The 18,089-nt window shown below is 71.7% G+C and carries 19 protein-coding genes; 12 read left to right on the plus strand and 7 right to left on the minus strand.

The window, feature by feature from the left end:
• The first annotated feature begins 1 nt into the window (after position 1).
• From ADL03_RS16265 to ADL03_RS45460, 8 genes are all read left to right on the plus strand, one after another.
• A complete protein-coding gene (locus ADL03_RS16265; RefSeq protein WP_053734305.1) occupies positions 2–874 on the plus strand; it encodes a xanthine dehydrogenase family protein subunit M in 873 nt (290 codons plus the stop codon).
• The gene (locus tag ADL03_RS16270) at positions 865–1,326 is read left to right on the plus strand and encodes a (2Fe-2S)-binding protein (protein WP_053734306.1); all 462 of its coding nucleotides are present in this window, start codon (positions 865–867) and stop codon (positions 1,324–1,326) included. Before ADL03_RS16265 ends, ADL03_RS16270 begins: the two co-directional genes overlap by 10 nt.
• Positions 1,323–2,675, plus strand: coding sequence for an 8-oxoguanine deaminase (locus ADL03_RS16275; RefSeq protein WP_053734307.1), 1,353 nt, complete (start codon positions 1,323–1,325; stop codon positions 2,673–2,675). The genes ADL03_RS16270 and ADL03_RS16275 overlap by 4 nt, the downstream gene beginning before the upstream one ends.
• The gene (locus ADL03_RS16280) at positions 2,672–4,858 is read left to right on the plus strand and encodes a molybdopterin cofactor-binding domain-containing protein (protein WP_053734308.1); all 2,187 of its coding nucleotides are present in this window, start codon (positions 2,672–2,674) and stop codon (positions 4,856–4,858) included. Before ADL03_RS16275 ends, ADL03_RS16280 begins: the two co-directional genes overlap by 4 nt.
• An 18-nt stretch (positions 4,859–4,876) precedes the next feature.
• Entirely contained in the window at positions 4,877–5,338 is a 462-nt protein-coding gene (locus ADL03_RS16285; protein ID WP_197288374.1) for a nucleoside deaminase, read from the plus strand.
• 90 nt (positions 5,339–5,428) lie between these two features.
• Complete coding sequence (locus ADL03_RS16290) at positions 5,429–6,832, plus strand: NCS2 family permease (protein ID WP_053734402.1); 1,404 nt, start codon at positions 5,429–5,431, stop codon at positions 6,830–6,832.
• A gap of 48 nt (positions 6,833–6,880) precedes the next feature.
• Positions 6,881–7,966, plus strand: a complete 1,086-nt coding sequence (locus tag ADL03_RS45455) for an XdhC family protein (RefSeq protein ID WP_082373194.1) — start codon at positions 6,881–6,883, stop codon at positions 7,964–7,966.
• Entirely contained in the window at positions 7,932–8,186 is a 255-nt protein-coding gene (locus ADL03_RS45460) for a hypothetical protein (RefSeq protein WP_082373195.1), read from the plus strand. Before ADL03_RS45455 ends, ADL03_RS45460 begins: the two co-directional genes overlap by 35 nt.
• 430 nt (positions 8,187–8,616) lie before the next feature.
• Here the strand turns inward: ADL03_RS45460 and ADL03_RS16305 are convergent, their stop codons facing one another.
• The 5 genes from ADL03_RS16305 to ADL03_RS16325 form a co-directional block, all read right to left on the minus strand.
• Positions 8,617–9,240, minus strand: a complete 624-nt coding sequence (locus ADL03_RS16305; RefSeq protein ID WP_053734310.1) for a response regulator transcription factor — start codon at positions 9,238–9,240, stop codon at positions 8,617–8,619.
• Between the two features lie 397 nt (positions 9,241–9,637).
• Positions 9,638–10,798, minus strand: coding sequence for a sensor histidine kinase (locus ADL03_RS16310; RefSeq protein ID WP_053734311.1), 1,161 nt, complete (start codon positions 10,796–10,798; stop codon positions 9,638–9,640).
• Between the two features lie 3 nt (positions 10,799–10,801).
• Positions 10,802–11,527: an ABC transporter permease gene (locus tag ADL03_RS16315; RefSeq protein ID WP_053734312.1), complete on the minus strand. Its 726-nt coding sequence runs from the start codon at positions 11,525–11,527 to the stop codon at positions 10,802–10,804.
• Positions 11,511–12,404, minus strand: a complete 894-nt coding sequence (locus ADL03_RS16320) for an ABC transporter ATP-binding protein (RefSeq protein WP_053734313.1) — start codon at positions 12,402–12,404, stop codon at positions 11,511–11,513. Before ADL03_RS16320 ends, ADL03_RS16315 begins: the two co-directional genes overlap by 17 nt.
• Before the next feature lie 78 nt (positions 12,405–12,482).
• Positions 12,483–13,391 (minus strand): LysR family transcriptional regulator, encoded by a 909-nt coding sequence (locus ADL03_RS16325; protein WP_053734314.1) that lies wholly within the window; start codon positions 13,389–13,391, stop codon positions 12,483–12,485.
• A gap of 112 nt (positions 13,392–13,503) precedes the next feature.
• On the opposite strand from ADL03_RS16325, the gene ADL03_RS16330 reads away from it, so the two are divergent.
• Positions 13,504–14,313: an SDR family NAD(P)-dependent oxidoreductase gene (locus tag ADL03_RS16330; protein WP_053734315.1), complete on the plus strand. Its 810-nt coding sequence runs from the start codon at positions 13,504–13,506 to the stop codon at positions 14,311–14,313.
• Here ADL03_RS16330 and ADL03_RS16335 read toward each other — a convergent pair.
• Positions 14,306–14,896, minus strand: coding sequence for a TetR/AcrR family transcriptional regulator (locus ADL03_RS16335; RefSeq protein WP_053734316.1), 591 nt, complete (start codon positions 14,894–14,896; stop codon positions 14,306–14,308). The genes ADL03_RS16330 and ADL03_RS16335 overlap by 8 nt on opposite strands.
• An 82-nt stretch (positions 14,897–14,978) precedes the next feature.
• On the opposite strand from ADL03_RS16335, the gene ADL03_RS16340 reads away from it, so the two are divergent.
• Entirely contained in the window at positions 14,979–15,308 is a 330-nt protein-coding gene (locus ADL03_RS16340; RefSeq protein ID WP_053734317.1) for an antibiotic biosynthesis monooxygenase, read from the plus strand.
• Positions 15,309–15,602: 294 nt separating this feature from the next.
• Positions 15,603–15,845, plus strand: coding sequence for a tetratricopeptide repeat protein (locus ADL03_RS16345; RefSeq protein ID WP_053734318.1), 243 nt, complete (start codon positions 15,603–15,605; stop codon positions 15,843–15,845).
• On the opposite strand, the gene ADL03_RS16350 is transcribed toward ADL03_RS16345, so the two are convergent.
• A complete protein-coding gene (locus ADL03_RS16350; RefSeq protein ID WP_053734319.1) occupies positions 15,811–16,413 on the minus strand; it encodes a DUF305 domain-containing protein in 603 nt (200 codons plus the stop codon). The genes ADL03_RS16345 and ADL03_RS16350 overlap by 35 nt on opposite strands.
• Before the next feature lie 215 nt (positions 16,414–16,628).
• On the opposite strand from ADL03_RS16350, the gene ADL03_RS16355 reads away from it, so the two are divergent.
• Positions 16,629–18,080 (plus strand): LVIVD repeat-containing protein, encoded by a 1,452-nt coding sequence (locus ADL03_RS16355; protein WP_053734320.1) that lies wholly within the window; start codon positions 16,629–16,631, stop codon positions 18,078–18,080.
• Positions 18,081–18,089 lie beyond the last annotated feature (9 nt).

An 18,089-nucleotide genomic window follows, 5' to 3' on the forward strand; every position in this document is an offset into this window, starting at 1 on the left:
GATGGACTTCCTCCGACCCTCCACGCTCGCCGAAGCGCTGGAGCTGAAGGCCGCGCGTCCCGAGGCCGTGCCGATCGCCGGTGGCACGGACGTGATGGTGGAGCTGAACTTCGACCACCGCAGGCCGGCCGCGCTGCTCGACCTGACCCGGATCGAGGAGCTGCGCACGGTCGAACGGGCGCGGATCGGCTCGGGCGTGCCGTACGCGCGGATCATCGGCGAGCTCGGTGACGTGCACCCCGGCCTCGCGATGGCGTCGCGGACCGTCGGGTCGCCGCAGATCCGCAACCGCGGCACGGTCGGCGGCAACCTGGGCGCCGCCTCCCCCGCCGGGGACACGCACCCGGTGCTGCTGGCGTCGGACGCGGTCATCGAGGTGGCCTCCACACGCGGCACGCGGATGATCCCGGCCGCCGACTTCTACGTCGGGGTCAAGCGCAACGCGCTGGAACCGGACGAACTGATCGTGGCCGTGCACCTGGCGCCTGCCAAGGGGCCACAGCAGTTCTCCAAGGTCGGCACGCGCAACGCCATGGTGATCGCGGTGTGCTCGTTCGCGCTCTCGCTGCACCCGGCGGAGAACCGGGTGGGGGCGGCGGTCGGGTCGGCGGCGCCGACGCCGCGGCGGGCGCACGAGGCCGAGGAGTTCCTGGCCGGCGAGCTGGACTTCGCCTCCCCCGCGCCGTTGCTGGACTCGGTGAAGCGGCGGTTCGGCGAGCTGGTGGCGTCGGCGGCGGCGCCGATCGACGACGTGCGCGGGTCGGCGGAGTACCGCAGGCACGCGCTGGCCGTCATGGCGCGCAGGACGCTCGGGTGGGCTTGGCAGGAACTTCGTGCCGGAAACGATGAGGACCGGGAGCAGCCATGCGCGTGAACGTGACGGTCAACGGCGAGCAGCGCCAGGCCGACGACGTGTGGGAGGGCGAGTCGCTGCTGTTCGTGCTGCGCGAGCGGCTCGGGCTGCCCGGCTCGAAGAACGCCTGCGAGCAGGGCGAGTGCGGTTCGTGCACGGTGTACCTGGACGACGTGCCGGTGTGCGCGTGCCTGGTCGCCGCGGGGCAGGCGCAGGACCGCGAGGTGCGCACGGTCGAGGGGCTCGCCGACGGTGACCGGCTCGACCCGGTGCAGGAGGCGTTCGTCGAGGCAGGCGCGGTGCAGTGCGGGTTCTGCACGCCCGGTCTCGTGGTGGCGGCGCACGACCTGCTGGAGCGGGTGCCCGCGCCGTCGGACCCGGAGATCCGGGAGGCGCTGGCCGGGAACCTGTGCCGCTGCACGGGGTACGAGAAGATCCTGGACGCCGTGCGGCTCGCGGCGGCACGCCGATGATCGTCCTGGACCGCTGCGCGGTGTCCACGGTGGACTCGGCAGGGACCGAGCACCGCTCCGGCCACGTCGTGGTCGACGGCGGCCGGATCGTCTCGGTCGGCCCCGGCCCCGCGCCTGCGCCCGCCGGGCCGCACACGTACGTCGACGCGTCGTCGTGCCTGGTCACGCCGGGGCTGATCAACACCCACCACCACCTCTACCAGTGGGCCACGCGCGGGCTCGCGACCGACGCCACCCTGTTCGAGTGGCTGACCGCGCTGTACCCGGTGTGGCGCGGGCTGGACGACACCGTCACGCACGCGGCGGCCTCGGCCGGCCTGGCGAAGCTCGCGCTCACGGGCTGCACGCTCGCCGCCGACCACCACTACGTGTTCCCGTCCGGTGGCGGGGACGTGTTCGACGCGCTGGTGTCGGCCGGGCGGCGGATCGGCATCCGGCTGGAGGCGATCCGCGGGTCGATGGACCGCGGCCAGTCCTCCGGCGGGCTGCCGCCGGACAACCTGGTCGAGGAGACCGAGGCCGCGCTCGTCGCGACCGAGCAGGCGATCCGCGACCACCACTCCACGGCCGATGACGCTTTGGTCCGCGTGGCGGTGGGGCCGTGTTCGCCGTTCTCGGTGTCGAAGGAGCTGATGACCGGTGCCGCCGCCCTGGCGCGCCGGCACGGGGTCCGCCTGCACACCCACCTCGCCGAGACGCTGGACGAGGGGGAGCAGTGCCGGGCGGAGAACGGGTGCACGCCGACGGAGTACGCCGAGCAGCTCGGCTGGCTCGGGCCGGACGTGTGGCTCGCGCACACCGTCCACCTCGACGCCGCGGCGGTGAAGCGGCTGGGGGCGACCTCGACGGGCTCCGCGCACTGCCCGACGTCCAACGGGCGGCTGGGCACCGGCATCGCGCCCGTGCGCGACCTGCTGGACGCGGGCGCCCCGGTCGGGCTCGGCGTCGACGGCGCCGCGTCCAACGAGGACGGTGGGCTGGTCGTGGAGCTGCGTTCGGCGCTGTACCAGGCACGTCAGCGCGGTGGGCCGGGCGCGATGGACGCCCGCACGGCGCTGTGGATGGCCACGATGGGCGGGGCCAGGGTGCTGGGCCGTGACGACGCGCTGGGCTCGGTCGAGCCCGGCAAGCTCGCCGACCTCGCCGTGTGGGACCTGTCCGGTCTGGACCACGCGGGGATCGCGGACCCGGTGGCCGCACTGGTCCTCGGCTCTCCCCCGCCGTTGAAGCTGCTGCTCGTGGGCGGTGAGGTCGTGGTGCGGGACGGGGTCCTGCGGACGGCACCGACCGGCGAGCTGGCCCGTGACCTCGCCACCGCCAGTGCGAAGCTCCAGGAGGCTGCGCGATGACCCTCACCCCCGCCGAACTGACCTCCGCGGTGTCGGGTGGCATCGGGACGTCACCGCAACGCCCCGACGGCAACCTCAAGGTGCGCGGTGAGTTCGCGTACGCGTCGGACCTGTGGCACGAGGACATGATCTGGGGCGCGACGTTGCGCTCACCGCACCCGTACGCCCGGATCGTGTCGGTGGACCTGACCGAGGCGCTGAAGGTGCCGGGCGTGTACGCGGTGCTGACGCACTCGGACGTGCCGGGCCGCAACCTGTACGGCCTGGAGCACAAGGACCAGCCGGTGCTGGCCGTGGACGTCGTGCGGTACCAGGGTGAACCGGTCGCGCTGGTCGGCGCGGACCACCCGGAGACCGCGCTGCGGGCGATGAAGAAGATCGTCGTCACCTACGACGTGCTCGAACCCGTGGTGGACATGGAAACCGCGGTCGACGACACGCCGTTGCACCCCGGCGGGAACCTGGTGCGGCACGTGCCGATCCGGCGCGGCTCGCAGGACGTCACGGCCGACGTCGTGGTGACCGGGCGGTACGAGGTCGGGATGCAGGACCAGGCGTTCCTCGGGCCGGAGTCCGGGCTCGCGGTGCCGGCGGCGGACGGGTCGGTCGACCTGTACATCGCCACGCAGTGGCTGCACGTCGACCGCTCGCAGGTGGCGTCGGCGCTGGGGCTGCCGGAGGAGAAGGTGCGGCTGACGCTGTCCGGTGTCGGCGGTGCGTTCGGCGGCCGCGAGGACCTGTCGATGCAGGTGCACGCCTGTCTGCTGGCGCTGCACACCGGCAAGCCGGTCAAGATGGTCTACAACCGCGAGGAGTCGTTCTACGGGCACGTGCACCGGCATCCGGCCGTCCTGTACTACGAGCACGGCGCCGACCGCACGGGCAAGCTGGTCTACGTCCGCACGAAGATGTACCTGGACGGCGGCGCCTACGCGTCCTCGACTCCGGCGGTCGTGGCGAACGCGGCGACGCTGGGCGTCGGCCCGTACGAGGTCGACAACGTGACGGTCGACGCTTACGGCGTCTACACGAACAACCCGCCCTGCGGCGCGATGCGTGGTTTCGGTGCCGTGCAGGCGGGTTTCGCCTATGAGTCCCAAATGGACAAACTGGCCGAGGCGCTGGGGATGTCCCCGGTGGACGTGCGCGTGCGCAACGCGATGACCGAGGGCTCGGTGATGCCGACCGGGCAGGTGGTCGACTCCGCGGCACCGGTCGCGCAGCTGCTGAAACTGGTGCAGGACAAGCCGTTGCCGGCCGGGATGTCGTCCGACATCCGCGAGCTGCCCGGCGGTGTCTCGAACACCACGCACGGCGAGGGTGTCGTGCGCGGCGTCGGCTATGCCGTCGGCATCAAGAACATCTGCTTCTCCGAGGGCTACGACGACTACTCCACGGCACGGGTGCGCGTCTCGATGGTCAACGGAGAGCTGGTCGCCGCCGTGCACACCGCCGCGTGCGAGGTCGGCCAGGGCCTGGTGACGATCATGCAGCAGATCGTGCGGACCGAGCTCGGCATCGAGACCGTGACCGTGCTGCCGATGGACACCTCGATCGGCAACGGCGGCTCCACCTCCGCCTCCCGCCAGACGTACGTGACCGGTGGCGCGGTGCGGGCCGCGTGCCTGGCCGTGCGCGAGCGGCTGAACGACCGTTCGGACATCGGCGACGAGGTGATCGACGAGACGGTCGAGTGGCGGCACCGCGCCACCGAAGCGCTCGACCCGGCCACCGGGCAGGGCAACGCGCACGTGCAGTACGGGTTCGCCGCCCACCGCGCCGTCGTGGACGTGGACGTCGACCTCGGACTGGTGCGCGTGGTGGCGCTGGACTGCGCCCAGGACGTGGGCAAGGCGCTGAACCCGCAGGCCGTCGTCGGGCAGATCCAGGGCGGTTCGGCGCAGGGCCTCGGCCTCGCCGTGATGGAGGAGATCCAGACCACGGGCGGAAAGGTGCGCAACCCGTCGTTCACCGACTACCTGATCCCGACCGTGCTCGACATGCCGCCGATGAGCATCGACGTGCTCGAACTGGCCGACCCGCACGCCCCCTACGGCATCCGCGGCGTCGGCGAACCGCCCACCATCTCGTCGACCCCGGCGATCGTGGCGGCGATCCGCGCGGCGACCGGCCTGGCGCTCACCCGCGTCCCGGTCCGCCCGGAACACCTCACCGGTACCTGACTCCTGGAGCTCCCCGCTGTGAACGCACACCTGCTCGCCACCATCGACCTGGCCACCCGCAACGTGGCCTCCGGTGGCGGCCCGTTCGGCGCGATGATCGTCCGGAACGGCTCGGTCGTCGCCACCGGCGTCAACCAGGTCACGCCGTCGCTCGACCCCACCGCCCACGCCGAGGTCGTCGCGATCCGCGCGGCCTGCCAGGTGCTCGGCGACTTCCGGCTGAGCGGGTGCGTGCTCGTCTCCTCGTGCGAGCCGTGCCCGCTGTGCCTCTCCGCCGCCCTGTGGGCCCGGGTCGACCGCGTGGTCTACGCCGCCGACCGGGACGACGCCGCCGCGGCCGGGTTCGACGACCGCGAGTTCTACGACCTGTTCAGCAGGCCCCGCGCCGAGTGGGACCTGCCCGTGCACCAGATCTCCACCGGCGAGGACAACGCCCCGTTCACAGCGTGGACGTCACTCGCGACCCGCATCGACTACTAGCGGCCACAAGCCCGAACCGCTGACCGGAGCTCGCATCGCCCCACTGCGTTCCGGCGTTGGAACGCGCCCACCGGCATGGGAAAGGCCGTCATGACCCAGTTACGGACCCGGCAGTCGTCTGCCCTCGACCGGTTCTTCCGCATCTCCGAACGCGGCAGCACGCTCGGCCGTGAGGTGCGCGGCGGCATCACGACGTTCGTCGCGATGTCCTACATCGTCCTGCTCAACCCGCTGATCCTCGGCGCCTCCGCCGACGTCACCGGTGCCAAGCTCACGATCGCCGAGATCACCACGGCCACCGCGCTCGCGGCCGGTGTGATGACGGTGCTGATGGGCCTGGTGGGCAACGCGCCGCTGGCGATCGCCGCGGGCCTCGGCGTGAACGGCGTGGTGGCGTTCCAGATGGCGCCGACGATGACGTGGGCGCAGGCGTTCGGCCTGGTGGTGCTGGAGGGCGTGTGCATCGTGGTCATGGCCGCCTCCGGTGTCCGTGAACGCATCATCAACGCGATCCCGGAACCGTTGAAGATCGCGATCACCGTGGGCATCGGCCTCTACATCGCGTTGGTGGGACTGGTGTCCGCGGGGTTCGTGACCCGCACGCCGGACGCCGTGGGGTCGACGGTGCCCGTGCGGATGGGCGTCGACGGCCACCTCAGCGGCTGGCCGATCGTGGTCTTCTGCCTCGGCCTGCTGCTGATGGTCGTGCTGATGGCCCGCGGCGTGCCCGGTGCCGTGCTGATCAGCATCGTGGTGGCCACGGTCGTCGCCGTCGTCGTGAACTCGGTGTTCACGGTCTCCGGCTGGGGCCTGGTGACGCCGTCGCTGCCGTCGTCGGTCGTCGCCTCGCCGGACTTCGGCCTGTTCGGGCGGGTGGACCTGGTCGGCGGCTTCGTCTCGGCCGGCGTGATCGCCGCGACGATCTTCCTGTTCACCCTGGTGCTGTCCGGTTTCTTCGACGCCATGGGCACCATCACGTCGGTGTCCGACGAGGCGGGCCTGAGCAGGGACGGCAGGGTCGAGGGCATGGGCAAGATCCTCATGGTCGACGGCGCGGGCGCGATCGCCGGTGGCGTCACGGGTTCCGCTCCGAACACCGTGTTCCTGGAGTCGGCGGCGGGCGTCGGCGAAGGCGCCCGCACCGGCCTGGCGTCGGTGGTCACCGGCGGCCTGTTCCTCGTGGCACTGCTGTTCACCCCGCTGGCCACCGTCGTGCCCGCGCAGGCGGCGGCACCGGCGCTGGTGGTGATCGGCGGGCTGATGATGACCCAGATCCGCCGCATTCCCTGGCAGGAGGCGGATTTCACCATCCCGGTGTTCCTGACCGTGGCGATCATCCCGTTCACCTACTCGATCACCAACGGCATCGGCGCCGGTCTCGTGTCCTACGTCGTGCTGCGCGTGTGCAAAGGCCGCTGGCCCGGCTGGCTGATGACGGGGCTGGCCCTGCTGTTCGCCGTGTACTTCGGCGTCGACGTGATCACCGGCAAGTGACCCCGCGGGCCCGACCCGGCCGGGCCCGCACTCGGAACTGGAGGCCTCATGCGTGACCTGGCACCGGCCCTGCTGGCGTGGGACCGGTTCGCGGTCGCCTCGGTGGTGGCCGTGCGGGGCAGCGCACCCCGCCCGGTCGGTGCCGCGCTGGCGGTCGGCCCGTCCGGCGAGGTGATCGGCAGCGTGTCCGGCGGCTGCGTGGAGGCCGAGGTCTACGACCTGGCGTGCACCGTGCTGTCGACCGCGGAACCCGTGCTGGCGACGTTCGGCTACTCCGACGACACGGCGTTCTCGGCTGGTCTGACGTGCGGCGGGTCGCTGGACGTGCTGGTGCAGCGCGACTCCCCGTCGTTGCGCGCGGCACTGCGGGCCACTGTGGACGGTCACCCGGTGTCGGTGCGGTTCACCGCCTCGGGCCGGGTGTTCACCGAGACCTGGCTGCCCCCGCCGCGCCTGCTGGTGTTCGGCGCCATCGACCACGCCGCCGCCGTGGCCGAGATCGGCCGGTTCCTCGGCTACCACGTCACGGTGTGCGACGCCCGCCCGATCTTCGCGACACCGCAGCGCTTCCCCGCCGCCCACGAGGTCGTCGTGGACTGGCCGCACCGCTACCTCGCCTCGACCCGCACCGACGAGAGCACCGCGGTCGTCGTGCTGACCCACGACCCGAAGTTCGACATCCCGGTCCTGACCGAGGCCCTGTCGCGGCCGCTGGCGTTCGTCGGCGCACTCGGCTCCCGCCGCACGCACGCCGAACGCCTCGACCGCCTGCGTGCGGAGGGCGTGAGCGACGCGGCCCTGGCCCGCCTGCGTTCCCCGATCGGCCTCGACCTGGGCGGCCGCACCCCCGCCGAGACCGCCGTGTCGATCGCCGCCGAGCTGGTGGCCCTGCGCCACGGCGGCACGGGTGCGTTCCTGTCCGACCTGTCCACCCCGATCCACCACGACACCGAGGAGCGCGATGGCCCTGATCTTCCTCAACGGCGGCGGCATGCGGGGCGGCCCGCTGCACCCGCAGCTGCAGGGCACGCCGATGGTGTGCCGGGCCCGCAGTGCCCCGAGGTACCGGTACTTCTCGGTGCGGGGCAAGTTCCCCGCCATGCACGAGTCGGGCACGGCGGCGGTGGTCGGTGAGCTCTACGACCTGCCGCTGAAGGTCCTGCGCGACCACCTGGTCCCGGCCGAGCCACCGGAGCTGGAGATCGGCGTCATCGAGCTGGAGGACGGCAGCGCCGCACTGGCCACCGTCCTGCGCGACGCAGTGCTCGACGACCCCGCGTTGCTCCGATCGGGTGACATCGAGGACATCTCGTATCTCGGCGACTGGCGGGCCTTCCTCCACCACGAGGGGTGAGGGAGTGGCAAGGGGGAGTTGCCGCAGCGGCGGGACCACTTCGGTGGTCCCGCCGCGGGGGGACGGCAACGCCGCTGCCCGACCGGGTCTGACCACCATCCAGACCCGGCCCCCGCGGGACGGCGCCTCACGCGCGTTCCGCACTCGGCTTCCGCTGCCGTCCCGACACGGCAGGCGTCTCGCGCCAGACCTGGCGCCAGTCCGCGCCTCGCGCGACCAAGCGCGGCGCTCGTGTGTCTCGCACGCGGCATCCGCGTCGTCCTGACACGACAGACGTTTCTCACCAGACCCGCACCCGTGCGTTCGCGCTCGCGCGCCCCAGACCCAGGCACCCGTGCGCTCGCGCCTCGCGCGCCCCAGACCCGGCACCCGCCGCAATCCAGAACCCCGCACACGCGCGTTCAGCGCTGTGTTCACCGGTGGAGCGGCTTCACCGCCCCCGCCCGCGCAGCAGCCCGCGTTCGTAGGCCACCGCCACCGCCGCCGCCCGGTCCGAGACGCCGAGCTTCGCGTAGACGTGCAGCAGGTGGGTCTTCACCGTCGCCTCCGAGATGAACAACGCCGCCGCCACCGCCCGGTTCGTCGAGCCGCGCGCGACCAGTCCCAGCACGTCCAGCTCCCGCGCCGACAACGCCTCCGAGACCGGCTCGCGCACCTGCCCCAGCAACCGCGTGGCCACAGCCGGCGACAACACTGCCTCACCCGACGACGCGGCGACGATCGCCCGGTGCAGCTCGTCGCGCGGGGTGTCCTTGAGCAGGTAGCCGGTGGCACCGGCCTTGATGGCGGGCAGGACGTCGCGGTCGGTGTCGTAGGTGGTGAGCACCAGGATGCGGGCCGGGTGGTCGCGGAGCCGTTCGATGGCGGACAGCCCGTCGGAACCGGGCATGCGCAGGTCCATCAGCACGACGTCGGGCGAGAGCGCTTCGACCACGGCCACCGCCTCGTCCCCTGAAGCCGCCTCGCCGACGACCTCGAACGACGGCGAGGCGAGCATGCCGCGCAGGCCGTCGCGGACGACGGGGTGGTCGTCGACGATCACGAGGCGGATCACGCGGATACCCCCGCCGGGGTCACGTCACAAGCCGCACGGCGGGGTGGACGGACAGGGGCGACCGCGCGGCCGGTCGCGCAGGCAAGCCGACCCGCATTCGCGCCCCAGCAGGCACACCCGCTGCCGAACCCGCCGTCACCCCAGCTCCGAACCGCACCCGACCACGCACACCCACGACCAGACCCGCCGTCACCCCCACCCACACCAGCACCCGACCACGCACACCCACGGTCGGACCCACGGCCATCCTCACCCACACAGACACCCGACCAGCCACGCCCACCGCCGAACCCGCGGCCACCCTCACCCACGCAGACACCCAACCAGTCACACCCACCGCCGAACCCGCGGCCACCCCCACCCACACCACCACCCGGCCAGCCACGCGCGCGGCCGGTCACGCGGGCACCCGCGCCGAGATCGCGGTGCCCGCGCCGGGCTCCGACTCGACGTCGAGCGCCCCGGACAGCCGGGACACGCGGTGGCGCATCGCCGTCAGGCCGAAGCCAGCGGACGGTGAGGCCAGGTCGAAGCCGATGCCGTCGTCGCGCACGTCCAGGGTCACCACGTCCTCCATGTACGACAGGGTCAGGCCGACGCGCGAGGCCGACGCGTGCTTCGCGACGTTGGCGAGGGCTTCCTGGGCGGTGCGCAGCAGGGCGACCTCCACCTCGGGGTGCATGACGCGGGCCGAGCCGGTCAGGGTCACCGACACGGGGACGCCGTGCAGGGCCGTCCAGCCGGAGGCGACCTCGCCCAGTGCCTCGGGCAGGGCGGCCTCGTCCAGCGCGGGCGGGCGCAGCGCGTGGACGGAGCGGCGGGCCTCGGCCAGGCCGGAGCGGGCCAGGCCGGTGGCGGTCGCGACGCGGTGTTCCCAGTCGTCGGGGGTGGCGGCGGACAGCTGCGTGATGATGCCGGCCAGGTCCTGGGCCAGGGTGTCGTGGATCTCCCCGGCCATGCGCTGGCGCTCGTCCTGCACGCCCGCCTCGTGGGCCTGCACCAGGAGCTGCGCCTGAAGGCCGGAGTTCTCCTCCAGCAACGCCTTGCGCAGGCGGGCCTGCTCGGTCGTCACGTACCCGACGAACGTGAACACGCACGCGACCACCACGAAGACGAGCAGCAGCAGCCAGAACGCCGGACGTTCCGCCTCGGGCGGGTAGCCGCCGAACAACGACATGGTCGCCAGCACGGCCGTCGCCGCCGTCGCGAGGAACATCCAGCGCGGGCGCACCACCTCGCTCGCGTAGATGTACACCGCGTAGGACACGGCACCGAACCAGTGTTCGCGCATGCCGAGGACCGCGTAGAAGACGACCATGCCGCCCACGAACACGGCCATCCGCTCGGGACGGCCGCGCCACTGCGGGTGCAGGGTGAACCACCACAGCATCCACGCGTACCCGAACGCCACGACGCCGTACGTGAACCAGCGCTCCGACGCCGACTGCTGCGTGAAGATCGTGTACAGCACGGTCGTCACGGTCAGCACGAAGTACGGGATCGCGTGTGCGACAGAGGCGAGCCTGCGCTCCCACTTGTCCAATGCGGCCTGGTCCACGAGCTACTCCCAGCGGAACGTCTTGGCCGCGACGCTACCCGCCACGAGGCTCACCAGCCCCATGATCGCCAAATGCCTCCAGTCCGGCGCGCTGCCGAGCCACGCCTGTTGCACCGCCTCCACACCGGGTGGTGTGTAGGAGCCGATCGCCTGCACGACCGAGGGCAGCATGAACCGCGGCAGGTACACGCCACCGAAGAACATCAGCAGCATGAACACCGCCGTCGCCCAGCCACCGGCCGCGCGCGCGTTCGGGGCCAGTGCGGCGATCACCAGCCCGAGCGCGAACGTGCCGGCGCCACCGAGCACCACCGCCGCCGCCAGGCCCAGCGGGTGGTGCGGCAGGTCGACGCCGAACACCACGTACCCCACCAGGATAGTGAGCAGCACCGACAAGATCGCCGCGCACAGGTTCACGACCATCTGGCCCGCCAGCAGGCGCGACGGGTGCATCGGCGTCGTGGCGAGCCGGCGCAGCACACCTTTCTCCCGATAGGTCGCCACGACCGTGGGAACGCGCTGCAACCCGATGAACGCCAACGTGAACACGACCAACGACGACATGTACGCGTCGATGAACCGGACCCCGCCGAACTCAGGGGCGGGCGTCCGCAGACCGGGAACCGCCCCCAGCACGAGCAGCAGCAGCGACGGGAACACCACCGCGAACAACGAGTTCAGCCGGTCCCGCAGGAACAACCGCGCCTCGACCTCAACGATCCGCACCATCACGACCCCCGGTCAGCTCCACGTAGGCGTCGTCCAGCGACACCTGATCCACCCGCAGCTGCCGCGCGACGATCTGCTTGCGCGCCAGCGATGACGTCACCGAGGCGAGCACGTTCTCGCCACCGGTGACCACGACCTGCTCCCCCACGAGGTCCACCCCGGCGACGTCCGGCAACGCCAGCAGCGCGTCCAGGTCGATCGGCGCGGACGGCACGAACCGCACCCGCGTCGAACCGTCCACACGCGACACGAGTCCGGCCGGGGTGTCCAGTGCCACCACCCGTCCGCCGCGGATCACGGCGACGCGGTCGCACAGCCGCTCCGCCTCCTCCATGAAGTGCGTGACCAGCAGGATCGTCACGCCGGCCGCGCGCACGTCCTCGATCACCGACCACGTGTCGCGCCGCGCCTGCGGGTCGAGCCCGGTGGTCAGCTCGTCGAGGATCGCCACGCGCGGTCCCCCGACCAGCGCCAGCGCGATCGACAGCCGCTGCTTCAAGCCGCCGGACAGCCGCCCGTACTCCGCGCTCAGGTGCTCGGTCAGCCCGAGCCGCTCCGACCAGTCGACCGGCTTCGGGTAGAACGAGGAGAACAGCTTCAGCGCCTCCCCGACGCGCATCCGTTCCGGCAGCTCGGAGGCCTGCAGCTGCACGCCGATCGCGGCACGCGACTCGGCCGGCGCACGCCCGAGCACGGACACGCTCCCCCGGTCGGGCGTCCGCAGCCCGGCCACGCACTCGACCGTCGTCGTCTTGCCCGCGCCGTTCGGCCCGAGCACTCCGAAGATCTCCCCCTCGGCCACCGAGAACGACACCGAGTCGACCGCGATCTTCGGCCCGTACCTCTTGCCGATGTCGTGCACTTCGATGATTGCCATGCGACAAGACTCGGCGAACCGCGCGCGGAGATCATCGAACGAGCAGCGGGACCGGCATCCACCGATCGGTTGATGCCGTCACTCAGTCACCAGGACGGCGCGCAGGGCGGCGGCGACCCGCGCGACCGGTTCCGGCACCGGGCCCGGCAGCCGGGCGAGCAGGACCCGGCGCCGCTCCGACGGCCCGCCGCGCACCGGCAGCACCCGCACCCCGGCCGGTACCACCGCGGCGAGCGAGGCCGGCACGGTGGTGATGCCGTGCCCGGCCGCCACCAGCTGGAGCTTCGCCAGCCAGTCACGGGCGGTGTGCGCGACGACCGGCCGTTCGGGCAGCCCCGGCCACACGCCCATCACCAGCGGGTCGCCGGGACCGGAGATCCAGCGCTGCCCGCTCAGCTCGGCGAAGTCGAGAAAGTCGTTGCGCGCCAACGGGTGCGTCGAAGGCAGGGCGACGCGCAGGCTGCGTTCGGCGAGCGTGTCGAACGCCAGCGCGGGCGTCTCGTCGTCGGGCGCGCGGAACGGCGGTGTGGACGCGATCAACGCGACGTCCAACGTGCCCGCACGCAGCGCGCGCACCAACGCCGGTGTGCTGCCCTCGCGCGTGACGACGGTGATCGACGGATGTGTCCGCCCCAGCTCCGACAACGCCCGCGGCACCAGCCATGCCCCGGCCGTCGCGAACCAGCCGAGCCGCACGGTGCTCTCGTCCTGTTCGGGCAGCCCGGCCAGCTCCCGCGCCGCCGCGTCGACCTGGTCCACCGCCACCGCGGCCCGCCGCAGCACGAGCCGACCGGCCGCCGTGAGCCGCACGCCGTCGTGGCGCCGTTCGAGCAACGGCACGCCCGCCGCCCGTTCCAGCGACGCGATCTGCCGCGACACCGCGGACTGCGTGTACCCGAGCGCACCGGCCGCCGCCGTGAGCGTGCCGCGCTCCGCCACCTCGCGGAACACCCGCAGCGCGACCAGTGACGCATCCGTGAAGGTCATGAGGTGTACGCATACCCCGGTTGAGGAACTTTCGCTACCCGCATGGCCACGGCGTGCCTAGCGTCGACGACGTGATCAGCACCCGGTTCAGCGGCACGGCAAAGGCACAGACATGATCGCTCTCATCACCGGCGCCACCCAGGGCCTCGGCCTCGCGCTCGCGGAGGGGCTCGCCCGGCGCCTCACCCCGCGGGACACCGTCTACCTCACCGGCCGTGACGCGGGCCGGGTCGCCGCCGCCGCCGAGACCATGCCGGCGGGCGGCGCGCGGGTGCGGGGCGAGGTGCTCGACGTGGCCGGTCCCGTCGACCGCTTCGCCGAGCTGCTGCGGCAGCGCCACGGCGGCGTCGACGTCGTCTTCGGCAACGCCGTCATGCGCATCGGCCCCGACGACGACCCGCGCGCGATCATCGACGACTACACCCGGGTCAACAACTTCGGCACCACGAGGCTGCTGACCGCCTTCGCGCCACTGCTGAACGACAACGGCCGCCTGATCGTCGTCGCCAGCTCGCTGGGAACGCTGCACCACCTCGCCCCCGTGCTCCACCGGCGGTTCACCGAACCCTCCACACTGGACGAGATCGACGCGGAGATCGCGCGGTGGCGTGACGACATGAAGGCGGGCCGGTTCGGCGCGTGGCCCGCGTTCGTCAACATCCCCTCCAAGATCGGCCAGGTCGCCGCCGTCCGCGTGCTCGCACGCCAGCGCCGTGAGTCCGACACGGCCCGCGGCATCCTGATCGCCGCCGCCTGCCCCGGGATGATGAACACGCCCTCGTCCGCGCTGTGGTGGGACGTCAGCACCGCCCCCACCCCGGACCGGGCCGCCGTGCCGCTGCTCGACCTCGCCCTCGGCCCGGTCAGGCCGGAGCACCGCGGCGAGCTCGTCCGCGACGGCGAGGTGCTGCGGTTCAGCTGAGCGGCTGGTGCAGCCCGTGCACCGCCTGGTCGAGCAACGTCTGGATGACCGCCTCGTTGTGCTCGGTCCGCCCCGGCGTGATCATGCGCGACGAGGCCTCGACCATGGCGTGCACGAGCATCGCCCGCAGCTGCGCGCGTTGCACCCCGGCGGTCTTGAACACCGACACGAGCGGCGCCAGCAGGCGTTCGTGCTCGGCCCTGATCTGCTCCCGCGCGGCGTCCGGCAACGCGTGCGCGGACAACGCCACGACCGCGCCGTGGCTGCCGTCGGTGATGATCGCGAGCTCGGTCCGCACGTACGCCTCGATCTTCTCCGGCACCGTGGCGGCGTTGCTGACCGCGTCGTCGAGCTTGTCCGCCCACTCGGGCAGCGCGTCGGACACGATCGCGGCGACCAACTCCTCCCGCGAGCGGAAGTACTCGTAGAGGCTCGGCCGCGACAGGCCCACCCGCCTGGCCAGCGCCGCGAGCGTCAGCGCCTCCGCGCCCTCGGACGCCACGATCTCGCGCCCCGCGTCCAGCAGGGCGCGCAACCGGTTGGCGCGGTGCTCGGCCACCGTGTCGGCGCTGATCCTCGGCACGGCCGAATCCTAGCGCGCTTGCTTTCCCGACGGGCAGTAGGAATACTTCCCGACAGTGCGTCGGAATCAAGGAGGGCCCCGCATGTTCATCGCGACGAACCGCCTGTTCGTGCCCGCCGAGAGGGCGGAGGAGTTCGAGGCCCACTTCCGCAGCAACATGCGGACGTTCCTGCCGGGGGTTCCCGGTCTGCTGCGCAGCACGCTGCTCAAGCCGACCCGCGAGGACCAGCCGTACGTGTCGGTCAACGAGTTCGAGTCCGAGGAGCACTTCCGCGCCTGGGTCGCCTCCGACTCGTTCCGCGAGGCGCACAAGCGCAACCGCGGCATCGCCCGGCACGTGACGGGCAACGCCGTCGAGACCTTCCAGCACGCCGAGGACCTCGTGTTGCCGCAGCAGCGCGCCGAACGGTAGGCAATACTGCCCCGGCATGGGGGAAGACGTGCGCTTCCGGGTGCTCGGACCGCTCCGCGTGGAGCTGGACGGGCACCCGGTCGACGTTCCGGAGGGCCGCAACCGCACCCTCCTCGCCACGCTGCTCGCCCGTGCGAAGGAGGTCGTGCCGTTGCACGGGCTCGGCGACCCGCGGGCCGTCCGGACGGCGATCAGCCGGTTGCGCAAGGTGCCGGGACCGGTCGGCGCATCCACACCCACCCGACCGGCTACCTGCTCCGGGTCACCGGCTCCGACCTGCTCGACCTCCGCGCGTTGCGCGAGCAGGGCCGCTACGCCGAGGCGCTCGCGGTGTGGCGCGGCGAGGCGAGCACCCTCGACAGCACCGCCTACACCTTGCACCACCTCGGCGACACGCACCTAGCGGCCGGAGCACCGGCCCAGGCGCGCGAGGTGTGGGAGCAGGCCGTCGAGATCGACGAACGCCTCGGCCACGCCGGCATCGCGAAGGCCCGCCGACGTCTCACAGGGTGGGCAGCAACGCCTTCATCCGGTTGATCTCGTCCGTCTGGGTGGCGACGACGTCGTTGGCCATCTCCTCGACCGCGACGTTGGTCCCGGCGCCGAGCACCTCGGTCGCCATCTGCAGCGCGCCCTCGTGGTGCTTGATCATCAACTCCAGGAACATCCGGTCGAAGTCCTTGCCGCGGGCCGCACCGAGCGCGTTGAGCTGCTCCTGGGTGGCCATGCCCGGCATCGAGCCGTGGTCCTGGTGGGTACCGGCCTCGCCGTTGGCGCGCTGCCACTGCTTCATGGCGCCGATCTCGGGTTCCTGCGAGAAGCGGATGCGGTCGGCCAGGCCCTTCACCGTCGCGTTCTCGGCGCGGTCGGGGGCGAAGCGGGTCATGGCGAGGGCCTGCTCGTGGTGGCCGATCATCATGGCCACGTACCTGCGGTCGGCGTCGTTGGGCGGAGCCGGGATGACACCGCTGACCTGCGAGGGCGCCAGCGTGGGAGCGGAACCACCCGGCGTGTCCGGCGCGATGACCGGCGCGGCTTCGGGTGCGGACGAGCAGCCCGCCAGCAGGGCGACCGTCGCGGCGATGACCAGAACCCCAGAACGCATGCCCCGGACAATACAAGTCGGGCGGAAGCCCAGCGGTCGAACACGTGGTCGACGGTGTGTCCACCCCGTCCCCCAACCCGGACAGAAGCGCAGAACCCTCCGAAAGACGCTGGCCTTTAGCAAGGCGAACGGGTGATACTCCCCCTCACCAACCCGGAGTGAGAGGGGGCACAGCTGTGACTTCACGCGCAACGACCGTTCGGCGCAGGGCGCCGATGGCGGTTCTGGGGGCGCTGGCGCTCACGCTGTCCACGTTGACGGCACCCGCCCTGGCCGAGCCCGACCTTCCTGCCGACGGGGCAGGGCTGTCGCAGGCCCAGCTCGAGGCGCAGGCGGAAGCGGTCGACGGCATTCCCGGCGAGAACGAGATCAGCCGGAGCCGCAACATGGTGTTGCTGGCGAACCTGCCCAAGCAGGCTCCGTTCGACAACTCGGCCTCCACGTACACCGACATCGCGTTCCAGGACAACTACGCGTTCGTCGGCAACTACAGCGGCTTCGTCATCTACGACATCCGCAACCCGCGCAAGCCCACGATCAAGAGCCAGGTGCTCTGCCCCGGCTCGCAGAACGACATCTCGGTGTACGGGAACCTGCTGTTCCTGTCGACCGACTCGTCGCGCAACGACAACTCGTGCAACAGCGTCGCCCAGCCGGCGACCGAGAAGTCGTCGTGGGAGGGCATCAAGGTCTTCGACATCAGCGACAAGAGCTCTCCGCGCTACGTCGCCGCCGTCGAGACCGCGTGTGGTTCGCACACCCACACGATGGTGCCGAGCAAGAACAAGAAGGACGTGTACCTCTACGTCTCGTCCTACTCCCCCAACGTGACGTTCCCGGACTGCCAGCCGCCGCACGACCTCATCTCGATCGTGAAGGTGCCGGTCAAGAACCCGGCCGCCGCGGCCCTGCTCAAGGCGCCGGTGCTGTTCCCGGACGGCGGCAACCCGGGCGTGCCGGGCACCGTCGAGACCGGTTACACCTCGGCCACCACCGGCTGCCACGACATCACCGTCTACCCGCAGATGGACCTCGCGGCCGGCGCGTGCATGGGTGACGGCGTGCTGTGGGACATCTCCGACCGGGAGAACCTGAAGGAGATCCACCGGGTGCAGGACGACGCGCACTTCGCGTTCTGGCACTCGGCCACCTTCAACAACAGCGGCACCAAGGTCGTCTTCACCGACGAGCTCGGTGGCGGCGGCGCCGCGACCTGCAACGAGAAGATCGGCCCGAACCGCGGTGCCAACGGCATCTACGACATCGTGGGCAAGGGCAAGGACCGCAAGCTGGTCTTCCGGTCCTACTTCAAGATCCCCCGCATGCAGGGCGAGTCGGAGAACTGCGTCGCGCACAACGGGTCGCTGATCCCCGTGCCCGGCAAGGACATCATGGTGCAGTCCTGGTACCAGGGCGGCGTCTCGGTGTGGGACTTCACCAACTCGAGCAAGCCGCGTGAGATCGGCTTCTTCGAGCGCGGCCCGATGCCGAACAAGGCGGGCGGCGGCACGTGGTCCACGTACTACTACAACGGCTACATCTACTCCTCGGAGATGGGCCGCGGCTTCGACGTGATCGACATGCGTGACCCGCGCGTGTTCCCGGCGAAGTTCTTCCGCACGGACGAGCTCAACGTGCAGACCCAGGGCAACTTCTACCGCGGGTAGACGTACCCG

Origin of the sequence: Nocardia sp. NRRL S-836 (assembly GCF_001279525.1) — a bacterium.
Lineage (GTDB): Bacteria > Actinomycetota > Actinomycetes > Mycobacteriales > Pseudonocardiaceae > Lentzea.

Bases quoted from the DNA above. Each gene is read 5' to 3' on its own strand.
- ADL03_RS16265 (WP_053734305.1), top strand. From the start codon at position 2: ATGGACTTCCTCCGACCCTCCACGCTCGCCGAAGCGCTGGAGCTGAAG.
- ADL03_RS16270 (WP_053734306.1), top strand. From the start codon at position 865: ATGCGCGTGAACGTGACGGTCAACGGCGAGCAGCGCCAGGCCGACGAC.
- ADL03_RS16275 (WP_053734307.1), top strand. From the start codon at position 1,323: ATGATCGTCCTGGACCGCTGCGCGGTGTCCACGGTGGACTCGGCAGGG.
- ADL03_RS16280 (WP_053734308.1), top strand. From the start codon at position 2,672: ATGACCCTCACCCCCGCCGAACTGACCTCCGCGGTGTCGGGTGGCATC.
- ADL03_RS16290 (WP_053734402.1), top strand. From the start codon at position 5,429: ATGACCCAGTTACGGACCCGGCAGTCGTCTGCCCTCGACCGGTTCTTC.
- ADL03_RS45455 (WP_082373194.1), top strand. From the start codon at position 6,881: ATGCGTGACCTGGCACCGGCCCTGCTGGCGTGGGACCGGTTCGCGGTC.
- ADL03_RS45460 (WP_082373195.1), top strand. From the start codon at position 7,932: ATGCACGAGTCGGGCACGGCGGCGGTGGTCGGTGAGCTCTACGACCTG.
- ADL03_RS16315 (WP_053734312.1), bottom strand. From the start codon at position 11,527: ATGGTGCGGATCGTTGAGGTCGAGGCGCGGTTGTTCCTGCGGGACCGG.
- ADL03_RS16320 (WP_053734313.1), bottom strand. From the start codon at position 12,404: ATGGCAATCATCGAAGTGCACGACATCGGCAAGAGGTACGGGCCGAAG.
- ADL03_RS16325 (WP_053734314.1), bottom strand. From the start codon at position 13,391: ATGACCTTCACGGATGCGTCACTGGTCGCGCTGCGGGTGTTCCGCGAG.
- ADL03_RS16330 (WP_053734315.1), top strand. From the start codon at position 13,504: ATGATCGCTCTCATCACCGGCGCCACCCAGGGCCTCGGCCTCGCGCTC.
- ADL03_RS16340 (WP_053734317.1), top strand. From the start codon at position 14,979: ATGTTCATCGCGACGAACCGCCTGTTCGTGCCCGCCGAGAGGGCGGAG.
- ADL03_RS16350 (WP_053734319.1), bottom strand. From the start codon at position 16,413: ATGCGTTCTGGGGTTCTGGTCATCGCCGCGACGGTCGCCCTGCTGGCG.
- ADL03_RS16355 (WP_053734320.1), top strand. From the start codon at position 16,629: ATGGCGGTTCTGGGGGCGCTGGCGCTCACGCTGTCCACGTTGACGGCA.